This is a genomic window from Paenibacillus sp. FSL R5-0517 (genome assembly GCF_037974355.1).
GTDB lineage: Bacteria > Bacillota > Bacilli > Paenibacillales > Paenibacillaceae > Paenibacillus.
In genome coordinates this window covers 5,884,373-5,908,590 of record NZ_CP150235.1, presented here as the reverse complement: position 1 = coordinate 5,908,590, position 24,218 = coordinate 5,884,373, and the positions used below count along the sequence as shown (strand labels likewise).

General features: G+C 45.9%; 18 protein-coding genes. All 18 read left to right on the top strand.

The window, feature by feature from the left end:
- Nucleotides 1-10: 10 nt before the first annotated feature.
- Nucleotides 11-913 (top strand): carbohydrate ABC transporter permease, encoded by a 903-nt coding sequence (locus MKX40_RS26405; RefSeq protein ID WP_278298248.1) that lies wholly within the window; start codon nucleotides 11-13, stop codon nucleotides 911-913.
- A 187-nt stretch (nucleotides 914-1,100) separates the two neighbouring features.
- Nucleotides 1,101-2,789: an ABC transporter substrate-binding protein gene (locus tag MKX40_RS26400; protein WP_339237809.1), complete on the top strand. Its 1,689-nt coding sequence runs from the start codon at nucleotides 1,101-1,103 to the stop codon at nucleotides 2,787-2,789.
- A 374-nt stretch (nucleotides 2,790-3,163) separates the two neighbouring features.
- The gene (locus MKX40_RS26395; RefSeq protein WP_339237807.1) at nucleotides 3,164-4,867 is read left to right on the top strand and encodes an ABC transporter substrate-binding protein; all 1,704 of its coding nucleotides are present in this window, start codon (nucleotides 3,164-3,166) and stop codon (nucleotides 4,865-4,867) included.
- A gap of 334 nt (nucleotides 4,868-5,201) precedes the next feature.
- On the top strand, nucleotides 5,202-6,887 hold the full coding sequence (locus tag MKX40_RS26390) for an ABC transporter substrate-binding protein (protein WP_339243209.1): 1,686 nt from the start codon (nucleotides 5,202-5,204) through the stop codon (nucleotides 6,885-6,887).
- Nucleotides 6,888-7,078: 191 nt separating this feature from the next.
- Nucleotides 7,079-9,463: a glycoside hydrolase family 95 protein gene (locus tag MKX40_RS26385; protein WP_339237805.1), complete on the top strand. Its 2,385-nt coding sequence runs from the start codon at nucleotides 7,079-7,081 to the stop codon at nucleotides 9,461-9,463.
- A 16-nt stretch (nucleotides 9,464-9,479) separates the two neighbouring features.
- Nucleotides 9,480-10,826, top strand: a complete 1,347-nt coding sequence (locus MKX40_RS26380) for a GH1 family beta-glucosidase (RefSeq protein ID WP_339237803.1) — start codon at nucleotides 9,480-9,482, stop codon at nucleotides 10,824-10,826.
- Nucleotides 10,827-11,197: 371 nt separating this feature from the next.
- Nucleotides 11,198-11,461: a hypothetical protein gene (locus MKX40_RS26375; protein ID WP_091038518.1), complete on the top strand. Its 264-nt coding sequence runs from the start codon at nucleotides 11,198-11,200 to the stop codon at nucleotides 11,459-11,461.
- Between the two features lie 318 nt (nucleotides 11,462-11,779).
- Nucleotides 11,780-12,754, top strand: coding sequence for a ubiquinol oxidase subunit II (gene cyoA / locus MKX40_RS26370; protein ID WP_339237801.1), 975 nt, complete (start codon nucleotides 11,780-11,782; stop codon nucleotides 12,752-12,754).
- Nucleotides 12,755-12,775: 21 nt separating this feature from the next.
- A complete protein-coding gene (locus tag MKX40_RS26365) occupies nucleotides 12,776-14,746 on the top strand; it encodes a cbb3-type cytochrome c oxidase subunit I (protein WP_124118137.1) in 1,971 nt (656 codons plus the stop codon).
- A complete protein-coding gene (cyoC, locus tag MKX40_RS26360) occupies nucleotides 14,747-15,367 on the top strand; it encodes a cytochrome o ubiquinol oxidase subunit III (RefSeq protein ID WP_253440979.1) in 621 nt (206 codons plus the stop codon).
- On the top strand, nucleotides 15,368-15,697 hold the full coding sequence (gene cyoD, locus MKX40_RS26355; RefSeq protein ID WP_091019256.1) for a cytochrome o ubiquinol oxidase subunit IV: 330 nt from the start codon (nucleotides 15,368-15,370) through the stop codon (nucleotides 15,695-15,697).
- Between the two features lie 214 nt (nucleotides 15,698-15,911).
- Nucleotides 15,912-16,751: a 5-dehydro-4-deoxy-D-glucuronate isomerase gene (gene kduI / locus MKX40_RS26350; RefSeq protein WP_036606918.1), complete on the top strand. Its 840-nt coding sequence runs from the start codon at nucleotides 15,912-15,914 to the stop codon at nucleotides 16,749-16,751.
- A gap of 86 nt (nucleotides 16,752-16,837) precedes the next feature.
- On the top strand, nucleotides 16,838-17,596 hold the full coding sequence (locus tag MKX40_RS26345; protein WP_339237797.1) for a DeoR/GlpR family DNA-binding transcription regulator: 759 nt from the start codon (nucleotides 16,838-16,840) through the stop codon (nucleotides 17,594-17,596).
- Between the two features lie 78 nt (nucleotides 17,597-17,674).
- Entirely contained in the window at nucleotides 17,675-18,427 is a 753-nt protein-coding gene (gene kduD / locus MKX40_RS26340) for a 2-dehydro-3-deoxy-D-gluconate 5-dehydrogenase KduD (protein ID WP_339237795.1), read from the top strand.
- Between the two features lie 37 nt (nucleotides 18,428-18,464).
- Nucleotides 18,465-19,310, top strand: a complete 846-nt coding sequence (locus MKX40_RS26335) for a sugar phosphate isomerase/epimerase (RefSeq protein WP_339237793.1) — start codon at nucleotides 18,465-18,467, stop codon at nucleotides 19,308-19,310.
- Between the two features lie 241 nt (nucleotides 19,311-19,551).
- Nucleotides 19,552-20,859 (top strand): homocysteine synthase, encoded by a 1,308-nt coding sequence (locus MKX40_RS26330; protein WP_339237791.1) that lies wholly within the window; start codon nucleotides 19,552-19,554, stop codon nucleotides 20,857-20,859.
- Between the two features lie 415 nt (nucleotides 20,860-21,274).
- Nucleotides 21,275-23,224 carry a heavy metal translocating P-type ATPase gene (locus MKX40_RS26325; protein WP_339237789.1) on the top strand — a complete coding sequence of 650 codons (1,950 nt, stop codon included), beginning with the start codon at nucleotides 21,275-21,277 and terminating at the stop codon, nucleotides 23,222-23,224.
- 142 nt (nucleotides 23,225-23,366) lie between these two features.
- The gene (locus tag MKX40_RS26320; protein WP_339237787.1) at nucleotides 23,367-24,176 is read left to right on the top strand and encodes an alpha/beta hydrolase; all 810 of its coding nucleotides are present in this window, start codon (nucleotides 23,367-23,369) and stop codon (nucleotides 24,174-24,176) included.
- Nucleotides 24,177-24,218 lie beyond the last annotated feature (42 nt).

Below are 24,218 nucleotides of genomic sequence, written 5' to 3'. Positions count from 1 at the left end.
GGACGACATTATGGCGAACAAAGCATTCAATGCTACTCGGGGCGATAAACTGTTCGATATATTCAACATCCTCGCGATGACCATGGTGCTGATCGTAACACTATATCCATTCCTTAACGTACTAGCCATCTCACTCAATAACTCGACAGATACAGTACGTGGCGGGATTTACTTGTGGCCTCGCGAATTCACATTACAGAACTACAAAACGATCTTCCAATATGATGGATTGTTACAAGGTTTGCAGATCTCCATCCTGCGTACACTTGTAGGTACTGTGCTCGGATTGATCAGTTCCTCCATGATCGCTTTTACACTGAGCAGACCTGACTTTGGACTTCGTAAGTTTGTTTCTACAACACTTGCACTCACGATGTATTTCTCCGGTGGTCTGATTCCGGTATACATCCTGATGCGTGACCTGAACCTGATCGGTACATTCTGGGTATATGTATTGCCAGGCATGATCAGTGCATTTAACGTCTTCATTATCCGTTCATTCATTGATGGTCTGCCGTATGCATTGCAGGAATCCGCGAAGCTGGACGGTGCGAATGACTTTACGATCTATTACAGAATCATCCTGCCACTGTGTAAACCGGTACTTGCAACCATCGCATTGTTCCTGGCTGTAGGTCAATGGAATGCATGGTTCGATACGTACCTGTATAATGGTTCGAAGGCACATCTGACCACGCTCCAATATGAGCTGATGAAAGTACTGCAAAGTACGCAGCAAGGCTCAGGTGCTGGACGGAATGCCAATGACATGGCACAACAGATGACACAGATTTCACCTGAATCAATCAAGATGGCGATTACGATCGTTGTAACGGTTCCAATCCTGATTGTATATCCGTTCCTACAGAAGTACTTTGTTGGCGGTATGACATTGGGCGCAGTAAAAGCATAAGCAAGCTTGTATAGGCTGCCACATAGAGTGGCCGTACATCTACAAATGAAGCATCAGGATACCCGAAGCGCAGCCATTTGGTCTGCGCTTCACCGTATAGGGCTGCGGTGTGGTATTCATGAAGCTATAGACAGGGACAAAAAAGTCCCGGACAAAACAGACATATGAAACAGGGAGGATTACCATTATGGCAAGTTCCAAAATGAAGATTGCACTGGCACCAGTGCTTGCAATGTCTTTACTCGCAGGTTGTGGTGGAGGAAGCGGCGGTGATACGTCGTTCAAGGATACCAGCGCAGAGACAACTCCACTTACTTTCGATTTCTTCAGTGTTGATCCCAGTCCGAACTGGAATGGCATGAAGGATGAAGTGGGTAAAGTCCTTACAGAAAAAACAGGGGTAACGCTTAACGGTGAATTTGCCGTTAGTGGTGGTCAGGATAAGATATCCTTAATGGCGGCGAGCGGAGACTATCCGGATATCGTGTCACCCAAAGGAGAACTTAGCAAACTGGTGGATGCCGGAGCAATGCTTGATCTGACAGATCTGATCGACCAATATGCTCCCAATCTCAAGAAGCTGTATGGTAATTACATGGACCGGTTGAAATACAGTAATGAGGATCAGGCTATTTATGTGCTGCCGACGTATTATGCGGTAGACCAGAAATACTTTGATGCAGGTGGTGGATTTGGAATTCAGCACCGTGTACTGAAAGAACTCGGATATCCAGAAGTGCGTACACTTCAGGATTACGAGAATGTTTTGAAGGCGTACAAAGAGAAACACCCTACGATTGATGGTCAGCCAACCATCCCGTTAACACTGGATGCGGATGATTGGAGAATCATGATTACCGTAACGAACCCGGCATTCCAGGCAACGGGTGCACCGGATGATGGTGAATATTACATCGATCCAGAAACGTACGAAGCAATGCTGCATTACAAACGTCCAGAGGAAAAAGAGTACTTCCGCTGGTTGAACCATATGTATAACACTGGATTGCTGGATCAGGACAGCTTCATCCAGAAAACAGACCAATACAAATCCAAAATTGCAAGTGGGCGTGTTCTTGGTGTTATTGACCAGGATTGGGGATATTCCGATGCAGAGAATGCTTTGAAATCCGCGGGCAAGTCTGAAGCGACGTATTCACACTTCCCGGTTACCCTCTCCGAGGATATCAAGGATCAAACCTTCCAAGACCCTGGTTTTGTATCCGGTTGGGGTGTAGGGATTACAACGACCAATCCGGATCCGGTTCGTACGATCAAATTCTTCGATTATCTGGCTTCTGAAGAAGGGCAAGTATTGATGAACTGGGGAATTGAAGGTAAACAGTATGAAGTGAAGGACGGCAAACGTGTCATTCCTGCCGACATTCAGGACCAAAAAACGAATAATGCAGCTGTGTTCCAGAAAGAGACGGGTATAGGACTGTACACCAATATCTCTGGGCACTATGGAGATGGTGTGAAGGATTCAACGGACAATTACTACACTACGAATTTCCCTGAACAGATCGTGGCGGCATATTCCGATGCTGAGAAAGAAACACTTAAAGCTTACGGAGCTACAACTTGGAAAGATATGTTCCCTAGTGAAGACGAGTTCCCAATCAAACCATGGGGAGCAGCATACAATCTGCCAACACCAGGGGACTCCAACTACAACGTCATCTTTAAGAAAACCCAGGATATCATCCGGAAACGTATTCCAGAAGCCATTTTGAGTACTCCTGAGCAGTTCGATGCCATCTATGATGGCATGATTACAGAAGTGAACCAAGCAGGAGCAGAGGACATGGAAAAACAATATACAGAACTCGTTCAAAACCGTGTTCAGTTGTGGAGCGGTGAAGAGGCTAAATAAGCAATAAGCAAGACAGATTTAAAAAGAGAAAGAACCCGTATTATACGGGTTCTTTTTTTATCTAAAACGTTTTCTAAAAAACGTTTTCAATTTTATAAATTCACTATTGACAAGGACTTTAAGAGGCATTATTATTCAATTATGAAAGCACTTACATTTGCTTGTACATCATGTGATATGTAGCCTGATTGCAGGGTGAAAATTCCCTAAGGGGAAGGAAGTAAGGTAGTGTAGGGCAGTTTTTCATTTTTCAGAAAACGCTTCTAATGTTATAAGAACAAGAAAATTACATTCGTTTCATCTGGTCACGGTATGTGCAGGTCAGCCTGTTATACAAATATACAGCTTCATTATATCCATAAGGGGGATTACACATGAAGGGCAAAACACCAAAAACATTCGCAATGCTTCTGTTAGCCAGTGCTCTTGCAATTACAGCAGGATGCAGCAGCAATGGAGGAGGAAGTAACGCTTCAGAAAAGCCGGTTGATTCCGGAGACACAACCAGTCCAGTAACCTTTACATTCTTTGGTGCAGATGCAAGTCCGAACTGGAACAACATGAAGGATGCTGTCGGTCAAGAGATTACCAAGGCAACGGGAGTTACAATTGAGGCTGAGTATGATGTGAATAATGGTGGAGATCAAAAGATTCCTTTGATGGCTGCGAGTGGTGATTACCCTGATATTATCTATCCTAAAGGCAACTTGTCGAAGCTTGTGGATGCAGGCGCGATGCTGGACCTGACCGATCTGATTGAGGAGCATGCTCCCAATTTGAAAAAAATCTATGGTGATCAGATGAACCGTCTGAAATATAGCTTGGAAGATCAAGCGATCTATACGATTCCGACCAATATGGGTGTAGATAACGTTGCATTTGACGCTACGGGCGGATTCGAGATTCAACAAAGAGTATTAAAAGAGCTTGGCTACCCTGAAGTGAAAACGCTTGAGGATTATGAAAACGTACTGAGAACGTATTATGAAAAACATCCAACGATTGATGGTCAACCGACTATTCCGTTGACATTAAACGCAGATGACTGGAAGATCATGATCACGGTAACGAACCCTGCATTCCAAGCTACGGGTGGACCGGATGATGGTGAGTATTATATCAATCCTGAGACCTATGAAGCCGTTCTCCACTACAAACGTCCTGAGGAAAAGGAATATTTCCGTTGGTTGAACAAAATGTACAATGAAGGTCTGCTGGACAAAGACACATTTGTTCAAAAAGATGACCAATATAAATCCAAAATTGCCAGTGGACGCGTACTTGGTCTGATCGACCAGGAATGGAACTATGGTGAGGCGGAAAATGCTTTGAAATCGTCCAACGGTGGCGATAAAACATATGCTCACTTCTCCGTGTCCCTGAACAAGGACATTGTGGACCATACATTCCAGCCGACAGGTTTTGATGGTTACGGCATTGGAATTACAACTTCGGCCAAAGATCCGGTGCGCATTATCAAATTCATGGATTGGCTTGCATCTGATGAAGGTCAAGTCCTGAGAAACTGGGGCGTTGAAGGGAAGCACTACCAAGTAGAGAATGGCAAACGCGTTATCCCGGCGGAAGTACAAGATCGCAAAACCAATGATAACTCTGCCTTCACGAAAGAGTCTGGCGTGGGTATGTACAATATATTCAGTGCGAGATACGGAGATGGCGTGAAAGATGCTACGGATAACTATTACACAACCAACTTCCCTGAGCAGATTCAGGCTGGATACACTGCAGCAGAGAAAGAGACATTGAAAGCTTATGGTATTACAACTTGGAAAGATTTCTACCCTTCCGAAGATGATCTGAAATTGAAAGATTGGGGCGCAGCATATAACATGCCTGTACCTTCTGACACGGATTACAACGTAACGTTCCAAAAAACACAGGATATCGTACGCAAACGTATTCCAGAGGCGATTCTTGCCAAACCTGAAAACTTCGACAGCGTATACGATGGTCTCTTGGCTGAACTTGATAAAGCAGGTGCAGTGGAGATGGAAAAACAATATACGGTATGGATTAAAAATCGGGTATCCCTCTGGACTGGTAAAGACGTGAAATAAGGTTGAAAACCAAGCATTAAAGTGAAGGATTTTCATAGCGAAAAAAGCCCTTGAGAAAGGGCTTTTTTTATTGTTGACGTAAGCGGATGGATAGCCTATAATCTATCATGTAAGCACTTTCAGTAAGCGTTTTATAGTATGTTTCGAAAACGTTTTATGTCTGTTATAAGAACAATGTTGTAAAATAGTTGCTGCTGACAATTATCTTTGAAAATCAGGCTTTTACAGCATAAGTCGTAAGCGCATTCAAAAAAGTGGTATCCTCAGGCATAAAGCCTGTTATACAGATAAAACCTTCATAAATAATAGGGGGAACTAGACAATGAGAGGCAAGATGAAAGGTAATACACCCAAGACGTTTGCAATGTTGATGCTCGCAAGTGCAATGCTGGTCACAGCTGGATGCGGGAATTCGGGAACAAAAGAAACTACGGAGTCCAGTGGAACTGAACCAATTACAGTGACGTTCTTCGGTGCAGATCCAAGCCCGACCTGGAACAAGATGCAAGATGCAGTCGGTAAAGAGATTACTAAACAAACAGGCGTTACGATTGAAGCTGAGTATGATGTGAACAACGGTGGCGATCAGAAGATTGCACTTATGGCGGCCAGCGGTGATTACCCTGACCTCATCTTCCCTAAAGGTAACTTGTCTAAGCTTGTGGATGCAGGTGCAATGCTGGATTTGACCGATCTGATTGAAGAGCATGCTCCGAACCTGAAAAAAATCTATGGCGACCAGATGAACCGTCTGAAATATAACACGGAAGATCAGTCGATATATACGATCCCAACAAACATGGGTGTAGATAATGTTGTATTTGATGCAGGTGGCGGATTCGAAATTCAACAAAGAGTATTGAAAGAGCTTGGATACCCTGAAGTGAAGACACTTGAGGATTATGAGAATGTACTAAAAGCTTATTATGAAAAACATCCAACCATTGATGGTCAACCAACCATTCCGTTGACATTGAATGCAGATGACTGGAAGATCATGATCACGGTAACGAACCCGGCCTTCCAGGCAACAGGTGCCCCTGATGATGGTGAATACTACATTAACCCTGAAACGTATGAAGCGATGCTTCACTACAAGCGTCCAGAAGAGAAAGAGTACTTCCGTTGGTTGAACAAAATGTATAATGAAGGACTGTTGGACAAAGATACATTTGTTCAAAAGGATGATCAATATAAGTCCAAAATTGCCAGTGGCCGTGTACTCGGTCTGATCGATCAAGAGTGGAACTATCAAGAAGCTGAAAATGCACTCAAATCAGCAGGCAAGGACGATGCCACATATGCTCACTTCTCCGTGTCTTTGAACAAGGATATTGTAGATCATACGTTCCAACCAACCGGATTTGACGGTTATGGCATCGGGATTACAACTTCGGCCAAAGATCCGGTACGTATCATCAAATTCTTGGATTGGCTTGCTTCTGATGAAGGACAAGTGCTGAGAAACTGGGGTATTGAAGGTCAACACTATAACGTCGAAAATGGCAAACGTGTGATTCCTGACGAGATTCAGGATCGCAAAACCAATGACAACTCGAATTTCAGCAAAGAAACAGGCATCGGGATGTATAGTGCCTTTAGTGCAAGATACGGCGATGGTGTGAAAGATTCTACGGATAACTATTATACAACGAACTTCCCTGAGCAGATTCAAGCGGGTTATACTGCAGCCGAGAAGGAAACGTTGAAAGCCTACGGTATTACAACATGGAAAGATTTCTATCCTTCCGAAGATGATCTGAAGCTCAAGGAATGGGGAGCAGCATACAACATGTCTGTACCTTCAGGTACAGATTATGAAGTAACGTTCCGAAAAACACAGGATATCGTTCGTAAACGTATTCCGGAGGCTGTTCTGACTTCACCAGCAAACTTTGACGCAACCTATGATGCTTTCCTGGATGAATTGGACAAAGCAGGTGCAGTGGAGATGGAGAAACAATATACTGTTTGGGTGAAAGACCGTGTCTCCCTTTGGACAGGAAAAGATATAAAATAACATGGATTGTCCTCAACCCATGCTGAAACAAAAAAAGGCCCCTTTAATAGGGCCTTTTTTTATGTGGATGAGGTGTGATGATTTACATTGACGCAAATTTGGAAATCACATATAATCTCCTTAATGTAAGCACTTACCGAAAACGTTTTATGACATAAATACTTTGATAGCTAATTGAGGAAAAGGAGTTAATGATGTCCCTACACAATAACCTAACTAAAATCAACCGTTTATGGTATCGACAACCGGCAAAACGCTGGGAAGAAGCACTACCCATCGGAAATGGCCGTCTTGGAGGCATGGTGTATGGCGGCGCAGCGGATGAACGAATTCAGCTCAATGAAGATACATTATGGTCAGGATTTCCGCGGGATACGATTCAATACAGCAGTCAGCGGTATTTGAAGCAGACGCGTGAGTTAATCATGTCTGGACAGTATGGTGAAGCTGAGGACTTGTTGAACCGAGAGATGCTCGGCCGTGACGTGGAGGCTTACCAGCCAATGGGGCATTTTCTGTTACACCATGAGGGTCTGGACGATCTTTCGTATGAAGCATTTGAGCGTGAACTTGATCTGGAGTCAGGTATTGCTACCACGATGTATTCACGGGAAGGAATTCGTTATGTACGTGAAGTGTATTCCAGTGCTTCGGATAATCTGATGGTTTGCATATGGACTGCGGATCGAAAGGCTGCTTTGAATGCCAGCGTTACGCTAGACAGTCCTCACCCTTATCGCGTTGAGACCTCAGGAGATGCACTCACGATGTTTAGCCGTTGCCCGAGTCACGTGGAATCCAATTATTTCAGAGATCACCCGGAATCCGTCCTGTATGAAGAAGATCGGGGAACCGCATATGCAGTACGTGTAGCAGTTACGGCAACAGGGGAGCACGCAAAGGTCTCCAACCTGGAAGGCAAGTTGCACATTCAGGGTGCTGATCAGGTTGTTTTCTATCTGGCAGCGGCTACGTCCTTTGAAAGTTACGATGTGTTGCCTGTGAAGGATAACCGGTTGCTCGAAAAGGAATGCGTGGATATGATCTCCAAAGCGATCACACATGGTGCCGAAGTGCTTCGGGAAAGACATGTACAAGATCATCGCGCATTGTTTAACAGAGTCTCTATTGATTTAGGTGCATCGGTTAACGCAGAATTGCCTACGGATGAGCGGCTGCAGGCCTATCAGGCAGGGGAACAAGACCCCGGGTTAGAAGCACTTTATTTCCAATATGGAAGATATTTGTTGATGGCTAGTTCGCGACCGGGCAGCCAGCCTGCCAATCTGCAGGGAATCTGGAACCATCAGGTAGAACCGCCGTGGCATAGTGATTATACCACCAACATCAACACGGAGATGAATTACTGGCCGGCAGAAGTCTGCAACCTGAGTGAATGTCATGAGCCGCTGTTTGATATGTTGACCGATCTCAGTGATACAGGACGCAGAACGGCGCGTATTCTGTATGGAGCCCGTGGATGGGCTGCTCATCATAATGTAGATATCTGGAGAACCTCTACGCCGACAGGTGGAGATGCAAGCTGGGCTTTTTGGCCGATGGGCGGTGTGTGGCTTACCTCGCATCTATGGGAGCACTATCAATTTACCGGTAATCAACGTTTTCTTGAGGAACGTGCCTACCCCATCATGAAGGAAGCGGCGTTGTTCTGTCTCGACTGGCTGGTGGAAGGACCTGAGGGATATCTGGTTACAATTCCATCCACTTCACCAGAGAACAAGTTTCTGACAGAAGCTGGAGAGGCACGCAGTATATCCATGGCTTCAACGATGGATATGACTTTGATTCGTGAATTGTTTAGCCGTTGTATTGAAGCCTCGAAGCAGCTAAATATAGATGAATCGTTGGCAAGCGAGTGGAGTGAGGCGCTGGACAAACTCTATCCATTCCGTATTGGAAGTGAAGGACAATTGCTGGAGTGGTTTAAGGATTTTGCCGAATCCGAGCCAGGGCATCGTCACGTCTCTCACCTGTATGGACTGTATCCCGGGGAGCAGATCAATCGAGTGCACTCACCAGAACTGGTGGAAGCAGCACGAATATCGCTGGAACGTCGTATCTCACAAGGCGGTGGGCATACAGGATGGAGCTGTGCATGGTTGATCAATCTGTATGCACGACTGCTGGATAGCAGCCATGCACATCAGTTTGTGCGCACGTTACTGGCCCGATCCACACATCCGAATCTGTTCGATGACCATCCACCATTCCAGATCGATGGTAACTTTGGAGGTACGGCTGGAATCGCCGAGATGTTATTACAGAGCCACTTGAACGAGTTACATTTGCTACCGGCACTGCCTGAACTCTGGACTCAAGGTCGTGTTGAAGGGCTTCGTGCTAGAGGTGGTTATACGGTAGCAATTACGTGGACGGACAACAAGCTTGCGTCAGCGGTTATCAAAGCAGATCGAAGTGATTCACTAACCCTTCGCAGTACTTATCCGCTACGTGTGGAAGGAAATGAACAAGCGAAGGCAGAGCTTACGCCCCAGGGCGATTATGTAACTATTTTAACAATGACCGCAGGACAGACGATCCGCGTGTCATCATGAGACGGAGGAGCTAACCATGACCATTTTTCAATTTCCACAAGATTTTCGATGGGGGACAGCAACAGCTTCCTATCAAATAGAAGGAGCTGCACAGGAAGGTGGACGCGGGGTATCCATCTGGGATACATTTGCTCGCACACCTGGCAAAGTATTTAACGGGGACAATGGGGATGTCGCATGTGACAGTTACCACCGGTATGCGGAAGACATCGAACTGATGAAGAAACTCGGGATTAATACGTACCGGTTCTCCATTGCATGGCCGCGCATTATTCCTGACGGAGATGGAGAGATCAATCGGGAAGGACTGGACTTCTACCATCGCTTCGTGGATGCATTGATAGAGGCGGGTATCGAACCGTTCCTCACCCTGTATCACTGGGACCTTCCACAAACGCTGGAGGATGACGGTGGTTGGGGCAACCGCAGAACGGTTGATGCTTTTGTGAAATATGCCGAGGTGATTTTCAAGGAATTCTCGGGCAAGATCAACTTTTGGCTAACGTTTAATGAACCGTGGTGTATCGCATTCCTGTCGAACCTTCTCGGGATTCATGCGCCAGGAAACAAAGACCTGCAAACGTCAATTAATGTAGCACATGGATTGCTGGTTGCTCATGGTAAAGCCGTTCAATCGTTCCGTCGCCTGGGAACAACCGGTCAGATTGGTATCGCTCCGAACGTGTGCTGGGCTGAGCCGTACAGCAAATCTCCTGAAGACCAGGCAGCGTGTGATCGATCCATTGCGCTCAATACCGATTGGTTCCTAGACCCGATCTACAAAGGCACGTATCCGCAGTTTATGGTGGACTGGTTCGCAGAAGCAGGAGCTACGGTGCCAATACAGGAAGGCGATATGGAGATTATCTCGCAACCAATCGATCTGCTCGGCATTAACTATTACACGATGGGAATCAATCGCTTCAATCCGGAAGCGGGTGTTCTTCAATCGGAAGAAGTGGATATGGGCTTGACCAAGACAGATATCGGCTGGCCGGTGGAATCACGCGGTTTGTATGAATTCATGCATTACTTGCAAAAGTACGGCAATGTGGATGTATATATCACGGAGAATGGTGCCTGTATTAATGATGATTTGGAGAATGGCAAAATTAACGATGATCGCCGGATTTCCTATTATGAGCAGCATTTGGCCCAAATCCACCGCATCATTAATGACGGTATTAACCTGAAAGGGTACATGGCATGGTCATTAATGGACAATTTCGAATGGGCAGAAGGCTACCGGATGCGCTTCGGTCTCGTTCATGTCGATTATCGTTCACTTGTAAGAACACCGAAGGAGAGTTATTACTGGTATCAGAATGTCATTAAGAATAACTGGCTGGAGACAAGGAACTAAGGGGTTCCCCATTAAATGCAATAGTATTTTAAGGGAAAATCAGGTTTGCATTATACATGTATACCTTATTAATGAAGAAAAAGACGGTAACATTGGAGTATTCCAATGCACCGTCTTTTTTGTATTTTTACAGTTATCAAAGAGTAGTTCATAAAGGTTTCATAAGGTCAAGTAGAGTTCCTGTTATGAAAATACGATTTTTGGGTTATAAGAAGTATCAGTAAATTGAATAATGTTTTGTCAACAGTTGAAAATAAAATAAAGTGTCCAAATTGCGAATAAAATTTGAACATTTGTTGACTAAAATTCATACTGATGTGGTATATTGGTATAAGGAAAGCACTTACAAAAGGGAAAAGGAAGTGTTTACTATGGCATCGAAGACAGCAATGGTCAGCCAATTGGAGCGCAAAGACAAAAATATGCGGCGCGCCGTCTTGACGATGACAGTTCTGGCATGGGTCGCACTCATTACGGGAGTGGTCATGTGTCTGATCAATTTGAATGATTTTAATGATCGTAATCTTGGCTTGATGGTCGGTATTGGATTCCTTGTAGGTAGTGTGTTTATTTACGTAATTGCCAAAGCGATTGGCCTTGTTCATACACGCCGGGAAGACGAAGGCGCCGATTGATTATAATCCTGCGTTAATTCGTTCATAATAAGACTGGATAAGTACCCGGAATCCAGTCAATAAAGCCCTTTGCGGATTCGTTGACACTGATCAACGGGACTGCAAAGGGTTTTATTTTGTGACTTGATGTGTAAAGATTACAATGTACAAATATCAACCATGCAAGCGATTTGTGAGAAAAAATTCACACATTTAAGGTGTAAAATCGACAAATTTGTTAACAAGAACAAAAAAGTTGTTCATTTCTGATATCTTTAGTAGGAAGAGAGTAGTATACTGATTTTTCAGTATGAGCGAATTTAAGGAGAGGGGATCAAAATGAACAAGAAACCTAGGTCGCTAATCCGGATTATCATTCCGGTTGTCCTGACGTTGGTTACAATTGCATTGATTGTCTGGCCAATGCTGGCAGGCGGACAATACGTTGTTCTGGATCCGAAGGGGCCAATTGGCGCTTCGCAGAGAGATTTGATTGTCATCTCGACAATTTTGTGTGCTGTCATCATTGTGCCAGTACTCATTTTGTCTGCCGTAATCGTATGGCGTTACCGCGACAAGCCGGATAACAAAGCTGCTTATGAGCCTAACTGGTCTCATAGTACGAAGGCGGAGGCAATCTGGTGGACGGTTCCAATTATTATTATTGGACTGCTTGCCATTGTTACTATTCGTTACACGTATGATCTGGAGCCTTCGAAGCCGTTGGCTCACGAGAAAGCACCAATTACCATCCAAGTGTCTTCACTGGATTGGAAATGGTTGTTTATGTATCCTGAGCAAGGGATTGCAACGGTCAACACGCTGAATATTCCGGCAGACCGGCCCGTGAAATTTGAACTCACTGCGGATTCACCGATGAACTCATTCTGGATTCCGCAACTTGGAGGACAGATTTATACGATGTCGGGTATGGCGATGACCTTGTATCTGCAAGCAGATCATGAAGGCAAGTACTGGGGTTCAGGTGCTAACTTCACAGGGGAGCATTTTGGAGAAATGCGTTTTGATGTGAATGCTACATCGGACGAAGATTTTGACAAGTGGGTCGCTGAAGTGAAACAGAATTCTCAGGAATTGACTACAGAGGGTTACGCTGCACTGGCTGAACCAGGAACAAGCAATGTAGCTTATTATTCTGCCTTCCCAGAAGGATTGTTCCAAAATATTGTGACCAAGTATGTTGTCGATGGTCAAAGTGCTCACAGTAAGCATGGAAGTTCAAGTGAAGCTTCTGGAGCCATTCAAAGTCAAACCGATGTGTCCAATCAAGATGAGGACAAGAGTGCTAACTAAAGATTCGAAAGGAGGCCCCCAATGTTAGAGAGACTTAAAGAGTTCGCATCGGAGTTTTTCGTAACTGGCGACCCGCTGATCTATGGAGCAGACGTGGCCATCGGTATTACGATGATAACTATCGTAACGGTGCTGACTTATTTCAAAAAATGGGGCTGGCTCTGGCGTAACTGGTTAACTACCGTCGATCATAAAAAGATCGGTATTATGTATATCATTGCTTCCATTATCATGTTGTTCCGTGGTGGTGTGGATGCATTGATGATGCGTCTGCAGCTGGCTATGCCTAACATGGATTTCTTACATCCTGAACATTATAATCAGGTCTTTACAACTCACGGCACGATCATGATCCTGTTCATGGCGATGCCATTCATGTTTGGTTTATTTAACGTTATCGTGCCATTACAGATCGGAGCAAGGGACGTTGCCTTCCCGTTTCTGAATGCATTAAGCTTCTGGTTATTCTTCCTGGGAGCAATGCTGTTTAACCTGTCCTTCGTTATCGGTGGTTCACCGGATGCAGGATGGCTGAGTTATCCACCTCTATCGGAGCTGTCACACAGTCCGGGGGTCGGACAGAACTTCTATATATGGGGTATACAGATATCGGGTATCGGTTCCCTGGCTACCGGTATCAACTTCCTGGTTACCATCATTAAAATGCGTGCGCCAGGTATGAGATGGATGAAAATGCCGATGTTCACATGGTCGGTATTCTCCACATGTATCATTATCTTGTTTGCTTTCCCGATCTTGACTGTGACACTTGCATTGCTATTCCTCGACAGGTTTGCCGGGGCGCATTTCTTCACACTTGATCTGGGCGGTAACCCAATGATGTATATCAACTTGATCTGGATGTGGGGTCACCCTGAGGTATACATTGTCGTCTTGCCGGCATTCGGTGTGTTCTCCGAGATTGTAAGTACCTTCTCGCGGAAAAAACTGTTTGGTTACAAGTCAATGGTATTTGCAATGTTAATCATCAGCTTCCTGTCCTTCTTCACATGGGCGCATCACTTCTTCACGATGGGTTCAGGAGCGGACGTGAATGCATTCTTCGCCGTAACTACGATGTTGATTGCTATTCCAACAGGGGTTAAGATATTTAACTGGCTGTTTACCATGTATCGAGGAAGGATTCGCATGGCGACTCCGATGATGTGGACACTTGCCTTTATCCCGTGCTTTATTGTCGGGGGTATGACAGGCGTTCTGTTATCCGTTGCTCCTGCTGACTTCCAGTTCCATAACAGTTACTTCCTGATTGCCCACTTCCACCAAGTATTGATCGGTGGCGTTGTCTTCGGATACTTCGCTGGTCTGTATTACTGGTGGCCTAAAATGTTCGGTTTCCAACTCGAAGAGAAACTGGGCAAATGGGCATTCTGGACTTGGAATATTGGTTTCTATGTCTGCTTCATGCCGCAGTACGCTGTCGGTCTGATGGGTATGACACGTCGTCTGAGCACATACGGCTGGGATACTGGCTGGTGGGAATTGAACTTCGTATCCACAATCGGGGCATTCCTGATGGGTGTCGGATTCTTGTTCCAAGTTGCACAAATTGCAGACGGTATTCGCAAATACAAAACACTTAAAGCTTCCGGCGATCCATGGGATGGTCGTACGCTCGAGTGGTCGATTCCTTCACCAGCTCCAGAGTACAACTTCGCTGTTACACCGCGCGGAGATGATATTGATGAGTGGTGGGAAGAGAAAGAACGTCGTGCGAAAGGCATTCATCCGCCTGAGCCTGTATATGAACCAATTCATATGCCGAAGAATTCTTCGATTCCGTTCATTATGTCTGTCTTCTGGTTTGTAGCCGGCTTTGGCTTCGTATTCGGATGGCTGTGGATGGCGATTCTCGGACTTGCTGGCGTAGGCATCTGTATGATCGCCCGTTCATTCTCTTACGATACGGATTATTACATTCCGGTCGACGAAATTAAGCGTACCGAAGCGTCGTTAAGGGGGTCGGTATAGATGGCTCAAGCAGCCGCTAAGCACGGTGAGAATCATGCGCATGGTCATGACCATGGCCACCATGATCCACAGGAAATGAAAATTCTCGGTTTCTGGTTCTTCCTGATTTCCGACGTTATCTTGTTCTCCGTATTGTTCGCAACCTTCATTGTGTTGCGTGACAATTCGGCGGGCGGACCGATTTTGTCCGAACTGATCAAAATGCCTGGCGTTATCGCCGAGACATTTATCTTGCTCACGAGTTCATTTACGAGCGGGCTTGCCGTTCTGGCAATGAACCAGGGTAAAGTGAAACAATTGATTAACTGGCTGATTGTTACAGCTGTTCTGGGTGCAAGCTTTATCGCCCTAGAGGTTTATGAGTTTATTGAGATGGTTCACGAAGGATTCAGTTACACGACGAGTGCAGCTTCGGGTGCATTCTTCACCCTCGTGGGTACTCACGGACTTCACGTATCGCTTGGTCTGATCTGGATGATCGGACTCATGTTCCAACTGAAAAAACGTGGGATTACCGACGTTACTCGTGGTAAGATCAACGTTATCAGCTTGTACTGGCACTTCTTGGACGTCGTATGGATCTTCCTTCTGTCGATCGTCTATCTCATGGGGGTGATGTAGATGGCAGAGCACAACTCACATGATTCCCACGGCCATGAACAACATGGCTCACTGAAGTCTTATGTCATCGGCTTCATTCTGTCCGTCGTACTGACAATCATTCCACTTGTGGTGGTTCTGAACGACATGATGGGCAAAACAGGAACACTTATTGTGATTCTGGGTACAGCAGCACTTCAGTTTGTGGTTCAACTCTTCTTCTTCATGCATATTCGTGAAACAGAAAAACCACGCTGGAATGTAATGGCACTTATATTCGGATTGCTGATTATGATGACCATCGTAATTGGTTCGATCTGGATCATGCTTAACAACGCTGTTGCACATTAATATGTGAATCAAAGGAGATCTCCCGGTCTGTGATACAGACTGGGGAGATCTTTTTTTGTTCTTATTAAGAAATAAACATCGTTAATTATTAATGAAATAAATCATTTTAAAAATAAAGGTACACAAAAGATACATAATGAACTAAAATGAACTTATATGAACATGTTCAAACTCAATCCCAACTAATTTAAATGACGAAAGGAATGGATTAATAATGGAAAATCGTTATGCTGCACATCCCAATGAAGTGAAAACGTATGATACATCTCGCCTGCGTGAGGAATTTTTGATGGAGCAACTGTTTGCAACCGATGAATTGGTAACAGTATATTCTCATGTGGATCGTTATATTGTGGGAACGGCTGTACCTGAGAGCAAAGACATTACCCTTGAAGTGAACCTGAAGGATATCGGAACGAACTTTTTCCTGGAGCGCCGTGAAATCGGTATCATTAATGTAGGTGGTCATGGAACAGTAACAGCGGATGGCCAAGGTTATGAGATTGGAGCAAAGGAATGTCTCTATATCGGTAGAGGTGTGAAAGAAGTTGTGTTCACGAGCAGTGACAAGGCTCAACCTGCACAATTCTATTTTGTATCCACACCGGCTCACCACACCTATCCAACAGTAAAAGCAACACAAGAACAAGCTCAGCCGAATCATCTGGGCAGCATCGAAACTTCCAATGAGCGTACGATCTATCGTTACATTCACCAAGGAGAAGGTGGAATTCAGAGTTGTCAGCTGGTAATGGGTATTACTGAACTCGACAAGGGTAACATGTGGAATACCATGCCTGCACATACCCATAACCGCCGTTCCGAAGTATACTTGTACTGGAATCTGCCTGAGGATGGCGTTGTATTCCACATGATGGGTGAGCCAAACGAGACGCGGCATCTGGTTGTACGCGACCGTCAGGCGATCATCTCCCCAAGCTGGTCCATTCACAGTGGTGTGGGTACGAGCAATTACACCTTCTGTTGGGCGATGGCTGGTGAGAACCAGACGTTCGAAGATATGGACGGCGTAGCGATGAAAGACCTGAAATAATAAATTACAGATGTCTGAGTTAATTGGCAGAGTAGACACTAGAACACTCATTCAATTAACTCAGGTAGTATAGGAAGTTGATCAGGATGAATCCATTGAAAAGACATGAAAAAATTATGGAGGCTCTGCTGGAGCGCCAGGAAGTAACCGTCAGTGATCTGAGTGAGCTGTTGCAGGTGACTGGGAAAACAGTGCGAGAGGATCTCGACAAGTTGGAGAGTATGGGTCTACTCGTACGTGTTCATGGTGGTGCTATGCTGGCTCAGAATGACCAGTATGGCATCTTGAACAGCCGGGGAGTTACCGAGAAGCATCAATCGGAGAAAACGGAGATTGCTGAACGGGCCCTTGCTTACATTCGACCTGGCGATATCGTTGCTCTCGATGGTGGAAGCACCACGCTGGAGATGGCTAAACGTCTCGACAATCAGCCGCTGACGGTGGTGACCAACGACTTGTTCATTATTGCGGAGCTTACCAAGAAGGAGCAAGTACGACTGGTTGTGCCTGGCGGGGCTCGTGTACGGAATATGCTGGTGGGGGATGACACGGCTGCATTTATCTCCGGTCTTAACATTCATAAAGCCTTTATATCCACGACAGCACTTCATCCGGAATTTGGATTATCCATATACACGGGAGATCTGGTTCCCTTGAAAAAAGCAATGATATCTGCCTCCCAGCAGGTATATGGTGTTGTGGATCATTATAAATTCGGACAATTTGCACTGCGAACTTTCGCCCAGTGTTCGGAACTGGACTATATTATCAGTGATCATCGTTTGGATGAAGAGACAGTTGCCTTATACGAGCAGAGCGGTGTCACAGTGGATTATCAAAGTTAACCTCATTCATGATTCATGGGATTAAAGAACGGACAGATCGATAAAATGCATATTACAACCATGCGGAGGGAATCATTCATGAACCCATTTGATTTAAGCGGACAAGTTGCAATGGTAACAGGTACTTCGGGAGGACTTGGACAAGGGATGGCCATTGGTTTGGCGGAAGCAGGCGCTGATGTGGTGCTGGTCTCTTATTCCAAACCTGCCGAAACGGCAAGTGCCATTGAAGCACTCGGACGCAAAGCTTATGTGATTGAAGCGGATTTAAGTCGTGAAGATGAGTTGGCGGCTGTGTTCGAACAGGCGCTTGCGTTCCAAGGCAGAATTGATATTCTCGTCAACAATGCGGGAATCATTCGCCGCACACCTGCGGCTGATCATGCAGGGAAGGACTGGCATGATGTCATTGGTCTGAACCTGAACACGGTATTTTTCCTAAGCCAATTGGCTGGCAGACATATGATTGAACGCGGAAGCGGCAAAATCATTAATATTGCATCCATGTTGTCCTATCAAGGTGGGATTAACGTGCCAGGGTACACAGCCAGCAAACATGGTGTTGCCGGTTTAACCAAAGCACTCGCCAACGAATGGGCAGGGAAGGGAATCCAGATTAACGGTATCGCACCTGGTTATATGGAAACCGATAATACTACTCAGATCCGTGCGGACGAGAATCGTTACCGGGATATTACAGCCCGTATTCCTGCGGGGCGTTGGGGAACACCGGAAGATCTAAAAGGCCCGGTTGTCTTTCTGGCATCTGCCGCTTCGGATTATCTGAATGGTCATGTGCTGAATGTCGATGGTGGCTGGATGGCACGTTAATCGCTTGATCATCGGATTAGCATAAGGAGGCAGTGAGATGAAACTTGGTATTCTAGCACATACATTTGGTAAACAGCCTACAGCACAGCTCGCGCAGACCATTGCAGATAACGGATTCAACTCTGTACAGCTGGCACTTGCCAAAGCATTATCCGATGTGGACTCATCGAATGGCAAGCTGAGCCCCGGTCTGGCGAATGAGATTGGAGATCAATTTGCACAGCGCGGAGTGAAGATTGCGGTACTGGGCTGTTATATTAATCCGATTGACCCTGATCCGGTAAGCCGCCGTGCGGATATTGATCGATTCAAGGAACATCTGCGTTATGCCCGGGATTTCGGTTGCAGCATGGTCGCAACGGAGACCGGAAGCTTGGACACCTATCAGGATACGCATCCGGATGGATATGAAGAGAAGGCGTGGAGTGTGCTGAAAGAAACGGTTGAGGAGTTGGCCGAGGAAGCGGAGAAATGGGGCGTGCATGCAGCGATTGAGCCTGTGTCCACACATACCCTTCATACTCATGAACATATGACACGTTTGTTTGAAGAGATTCCTTCATCCAATCTGGGAATGCTGTTCGACCCGTGTAATCTGATCAAACAACCACATGCAGCAGATCAAGGAGCTTTCTTGCGCGAGGTGATGGAATCGCTATATCAGCGCATGATTGTGATCCATGCCAAGGATGTCGCCTTCGATGCACAGGGAGAGAAGTTTAATCCGGTACCTGGGGCAGGCATACTGGATTACCCGTTATTTTTTGAATTGCTAAAAACGTATAAGCCGCATATCGATATTTCACTTGAAGGTGTAACTGCGGAGCAAGCTGTGCCTGCGGCCAAACATTTGCGTGAAGTATGGGATGCAGTTCGAGTCTAAAAGACAGTCGGTTTGAAAAGTGATGCAGCGCATCTTCATCAGCAGCCGAAAAACCTTTGCGAGGGCAAAGGTTTTTTTGGTATAGAAATGATAATATACATATTTAATATTTCTCATCGGAAAAATCGGAAATAAGTCTTTTCAAATGCGACATCTTGTGAGAGAATATGGAAAACATACACCACCATGTCAAGACATCATGAACTTATAGAACGTATATATCAAGGGAGGATTCAGATTTATGTCAAACGAACGTGAGCTTTCATTTGAAACATTGGCAATTCATGCAGGTCAGGAGATTGATCCAACTACCAACGCACGAGCAGTTCCCTTGTATCAGACAACATCCTATGGCTTCAAGGACACTGAGCATGCAGCTAATCTGTTTGGTTTGAAAGAGTTTGGCAACATCTATACCCGTCTGATGAATCCAACCACTGACGTATTTGAGCAACGGATTGCTGCGTTGGAAGGCGGAGCTGGGGCGCTGGCTACTGCTTCTGGTCAAGCAGCCATTACGTTTTCGCTTCTGAATATTGCCGGTGCAGGCGATGAGATCGTGTCTTCGGCGAGTTTGTATGGAGGTACATACAATCTGTTCTCGACAACTTTGCCGAAACTGGGTCTGGACGTGAAATTTGTGGATTCCAGTGATCCTGAGAATTTCCGGGCAGCGATTACGGAGAAAACGAAAGCACTGTATGCCGAAACGATCGGTAATCCAAAGGGGAATGTACTGGATATTGAAGCGGTGGCAGCGATCGCTCATGAACATGGCATTCCATTGATCGTGGATAATACGTTCCCGAGCCCGTACCTTCTTCGTCCAATCGAACATGGAGCAGATATTGTCGTTCACTCTGCAACGAAATTCATTGGCGGTCATGGTACATCCATTGGTGGCGTTATCGTGGATAGCGGAAAATTTGACTGGAAAGCAAGCGGCAAGTTCCCTGGTTTGACGGAGCCGGACGCCAGTTATAACGGTGTTGTATATACAGAAGCAGTTGGACCGATTGCTTATATTATCAAAGCTCGTGTACAACTTCTCCGTGACTTGGGTGCAACGATCTCTCCATTTAACTCCTGGTTGTTGCTGCAGGGACTGGAGACATTACATCTGCGCGTAGAGCGCCATAGTAGCAACGCCCTTGCGGTTGCGGAATTCCTCGAGAAACATGAGGATGTGTCCTGGGTAAGTTATGCGGGTCTGCCAAGCCACGATTCTTACGAGCTTGCCCAGAAGTATCTGCCAAGAGGGCAGGGCGCCATTCTGACCTTTGGAATCAAAGGTGGTGCGGAAGCGGGTCGTAAATTGATTGAAAATGTTAAACTGTTCTCTCACCTTGCAAACGTGGGCGATTCCAAGTCACTGATCATTCACCCGGCAAGTACGACTCACGCGCAGTTGACTGAAGATGAACAAACTGCCGCAGGGGTTAATCCGGAGTTGATTCGTCTATCTATTGGCACAGAGAACATTCAAGACATTATTCATGATCTGGAGCAAGCGATCAAAGCAAGTCAGGGAGCAAGTGTAGGCGCGTAAATGGTATTGGGTGTCACTTAAGCGATATGTTATAAAATTGGTCAAACGCCTATCAATAGATGCTTTAAGCCGCTGTCTTTATGAACAGCGGCTTTTTGTCTTTTTGAATATGCATGTAGGAGTAAAAGTAATCGTCCGAAAAATACCCATTTACAAATGAGGATTACAGGCATATACTGATTAAAAGTTGTATTAGGTAAAAATAATTGCATAAGCACAAAAATGATTATCATTCTCATTCGAGATGATTGCAAAACCATTCACAAAACCATGCTGCTGCGGGATTCCCGCAGCAGCATGTGTCATTTTTAGGGCATTAACAATGGCTCTCATTCTCAATACAACTTCATTTCTGGGAGCGGAATAGGCAGACTCGTCATCCGCAAATCTAACATTCGAAAGGATTGTGATTTATATGCAAGCGATACATCAACCTCTACACAGACAGAAACAAACAGAACAACGCTCGTCCCAAACACCTGGCCCCAATCGCGGCAAAAAGCCTGATTTTCGAGCCATGGTACAGAATAAAGAGATGCAATCTGCATTGGGCAGCGGGCTTTTAATGCTGATTGCCTGGGGAACTGCACCGTATTTTGGTACCTTATCCATCATGCTCTACATTGTGGCGTATGCCGTGGGGGGGTGGACCAAGGCGAAGGAAGGCATCGAGACACTGGTCAAGGACCGTGATCTAGATGTAAATCTGCTGATGATTGCCGCATCTCTTGGGGCAGCAGCTATTGGTTACTGGAATGAAGGCGCGATGCTGATCTTTATTTTTGCACTCAGTGGTGCGTTGGAAAGTTATGCGACAGAGCGCAGTCATAAGGATATCTCATCGTTGCTCGCGCTGAAGCCGGAGACAGCACTGCGTATTGAGGATGGGCAGATGAACCTTGTGGCTATTGATGATCTCCAGCCAGGTGATCTGCTGTTGGTGAAACCGGGAGAACTCATACCAGCAGATGGGGTCGTGTACCGGGGGAGTTCTTTTATCAATCAATCGTCCATCACCGGAGAATCCCTACCTGTGGACAAAGTTGCGGGGGATGAGGTCTATGCAGGTACGGTAAACGGGGAGGGCGCCTTATACGTGGAGGTCACCAAATCGGCTGAAGGGTCACTGTTCGGAAAAATCATTAAAATGGTGGAAGAAGCGCAGGCAGAAGTGCCGGATTCCCAGCGTTTTATGGAGCGGTTTGAAGGGATATACGCACGCATTGTTGTAGGGGTGACTTTACTTGTGATTGCAGGAACTACACTGCTGCTTGGCTGGACATGGAACGAGGCATTTTATAAAGCGATGGTATTTCTGGTTGTTGCATCACCTTGTGCATTGGTGTCTTCGATCATGCCTGTCATGTTGTCCGCGATGTCCAGCAGTGCGCGCCGTGGCATTCTCTTCAAGGGTGGTGCCCATATGGAGAATATGGCACGCACGCAGGTCGTTGCTTTTGACAAAACAGGTACATTGACCATGGGCACCCCGCAAGTTACAGATATTATTACAGCTGAAAATATAGATCGCGCCCAGCTGTTAGCTGCGGTAGCAGCGATTGAGAACATCTCCATGCACCCCTTGGCTCGTGCGATCGTAGATCAGGCGAACAAGGAGAACCTTACACTTCAGGAAGCGGAGCATGTACAGGCGCTAACAGGCTGGGGTATCGAAGGAACGGTAAACGATGTGCTCTGGCGTATTGGCAAAACAAATGGATTGGAATCGATGGAGTCTTCTGAATGGAACGAAGTACGTTCCCGTCTTGAGGGGGAGGGAAAAACGGTATCCGTTGTTATGGCTGATGGTGAAATGGCTGGGTTGATCGCCATGCGGGATACGGTACGCCCTCAGGCAGCAGCTGCAGTGAGAAGGCTTGAAGCGATGGGAGTTAAAGTTGCGATGTTAACAGGCGATCGAGCCAAATCAGCCTCTGTAATTGCACGTGAAACGGGGGTAAGCATGGTCTATGCAGACTTACTGCCAGAAGATAAAGTGAAGCAGGTCCAAATGCTCCGCAAACAGTATGGTCCAGTGCTAATGGTGGGAGATGGTGTCAATGATGCTCCGGCACTTGCAGCAGCGACTGTGGGTATGGGAATGGGATTGTCCGGCAGTGGAACTGCATTGGAGGTTGCTGATGCGGTGCTGATGAACGACAATATCGAAGAGATCGCTTGGGTGATTGGGCAGGCACGCCGAGCACAGCGTACGGTGAAGCAAAATATGTGTTTTGCCATCACCGTTATTCTGGCCTTAATTGCAGGTAACTTCCTCCAAGACGTCGCATTGCCTCTGGGTGTGGTAGGTCATGAAGGCAGTACAATTCTGGTTATCCTGAATGGGCTTAGGCTGCTACGTTAATCGGATTTGGAGATGAAAATGATTCATTGGTTTTGCTGGTTGTATACGACTGGTTGAACGGCTCACGTTTGAACCTTGGGTCAACGGGTAATGATTCGAAGAGAAAGTTGCAATCATTCGAGGACAAAGGGAGCTGTGAAATATGGGACGTTATGTACAAGTGGAACCGAATGTAAAAGTATATGTTGAAGATATCGGTGAAGGCACTCCGGTTGTCTTTTTGCACGGCTGGCCTGTTAATTATAAAATGTTTGAATATCAATTGAACGTACTTCCGAACCATGGCATTCGTGCCATTGCGATAGATTTTAGAGGATACGGCTTATCAGATAAGCCTTCCACCGGATATGATTATGATCGGATGGCAGACGATGTTCGTGCTGTTATCGATGATTTGGAGCTGAAAGACGTGGTACTCGCAGGGTTCTCCATGGGTGGAGCGATTGCAGTACATTACATGGCCAGACATAAGGGACATGGTGTCTCCAAGCTGGCCTTGTTATCTGCGGCAGCCCCTGTGTTCACACAGCGCGAAGGTTATCCGTATGGATTGACTCCAGAGCAGCTGAACGAGCAGATCATTGAGCCGATTTTTGTAGATCGTCCGAAGTTGCTGGAGACATTTGGCGGCATGTTCTTCGCGAAGAAACACAGCCAGCCATTCATGGATTGGTTCCACGCGCTTGGTATGGAGGCTTCATCTTATGGTACCATTCGCAGTGCAATTGCCCTACGGGATGAGGATCTACGAGGTGACCTGAGTTCCATTCAGGTGCCGACGGCCATTTTGCACGGGAAAAAGGATGAGATCTGTCCGTTCGAATTCGCAGAGCAGATGCATAAAGGCATCGCTTCGTCTCAATTGATTGCTTTTGAAGAGAGTGGTCATGGTGCTTTCTATGATGAATTGGAAAGATTCAATTCGGAATTGATTCGATTTATACAATCCTGATCAGAAGAGGGCATCACAACCTTACAGGCGATCCCATTAATT

What these genes read in the sequence shown, in the direction of transcription:
- cyoC (WP_253440979.1), top strand. Translation starts at nt 14,747, where the DNA reads ATGGCTCAAGCAGCCGCTAAGCACGGTGAGAATCATGCGCATGGTCAT.
- MKX40_RS26380 (WP_339237803.1), top strand. Translation starts at nt 9,480, where the DNA reads ATGACCATTTTTCAATTTCCACAAGATTTTCGATGGGGGACAGCAACA.
- MKX40_RS26385 (WP_339237805.1), top strand. Translation starts at nt 7,079, where the DNA reads ATGATGTCCCTACACAATAACCTAACTAAAATCAACCGTTTATGGTAT.
- MKX40_RS26400 (WP_339237809.1), top strand. Translation starts at nt 1,101, where the DNA reads ATGGCAAGTTCCAAAATGAAGATTGCACTGGCACCAGTGCTTGCAATG.
- kduD (WP_339237795.1), top strand. Translation starts at nt 17,675, where the DNA reads ATGAACCCATTTGATTTAAGCGGACAAGTTGCAATGGTAACAGGTACT.
- MKX40_RS26330 (WP_339237791.1), top strand. Translation starts at nt 19,552, where the DNA reads ATGTCAAACGAACGTGAGCTTTCATTTGAAACATTGGCAATTCATGCA.
- MKX40_RS26365 (WP_124118137.1), top strand. Translation starts at nt 12,776, where the DNA reads ATGTTAGAGAGACTTAAAGAGTTCGCATCGGAGTTTTTCGTAACTGGC.
- MKX40_RS26325 (WP_339237789.1), top strand. Translation starts at nt 21,275, where the DNA reads ATGCAAGCGATACATCAACCTCTACACAGACAGAAACAAACAGAACAA.
- MKX40_RS26320 (WP_339237787.1), top strand. Translation starts at nt 23,367, where the DNA reads ATGGGACGTTATGTACAAGTGGAACCGAATGTAAAAGTATATGTTGAA.
- MKX40_RS26405 (WP_278298248.1), top strand. Translation starts at nt 11, where the DNA reads ATGGCGAACAAAGCATTCAATGCTACTCGGGGCGATAAACTGTTCGAT.
- MKX40_RS26390 (WP_339243209.1), top strand. Translation starts at nt 5,202, where the DNA reads ATGAAAGGTAATACACCCAAGACGTTTGCAATGTTGATGCTCGCAAGT.
- MKX40_RS26395 (WP_339237807.1), top strand. Translation starts at nt 3,164, where the DNA reads ATGAAGGGCAAAACACCAAAAACATTCGCAATGCTTCTGTTAGCCAGT.
- cyoD (WP_091019256.1), top strand. Translation starts at nt 15,368, where the DNA reads ATGGCAGAGCACAACTCACATGATTCCCACGGCCATGAACAACATGGC.
- MKX40_RS26335 (WP_339237793.1), top strand. Translation starts at nt 18,465, where the DNA reads ATGAAACTTGGTATTCTAGCACATACATTTGGTAAACAGCCTACAGCA.
- MKX40_RS26345 (WP_339237797.1), top strand. Translation starts at nt 16,838, where the DNA reads ATGAATCCATTGAAAAGACATGAAAAAATTATGGAGGCTCTGCTGGAG.
- cyoA (WP_339237801.1), top strand. Translation starts at nt 11,780, where the DNA reads ATGAACAAGAAACCTAGGTCGCTAATCCGGATTATCATTCCGGTTGTC.
- kduI (WP_036606918.1), top strand. Translation starts at nt 15,912, where the DNA reads ATGGAAAATCGTTATGCTGCACATCCCAATGAAGTGAAAACGTATGAT.
- MKX40_RS26375 (WP_091038518.1), top strand. Translation starts at nt 11,198, where the DNA reads ATGGCATCGAAGACAGCAATGGTCAGCCAATTGGAGCGCAAAGACAAA.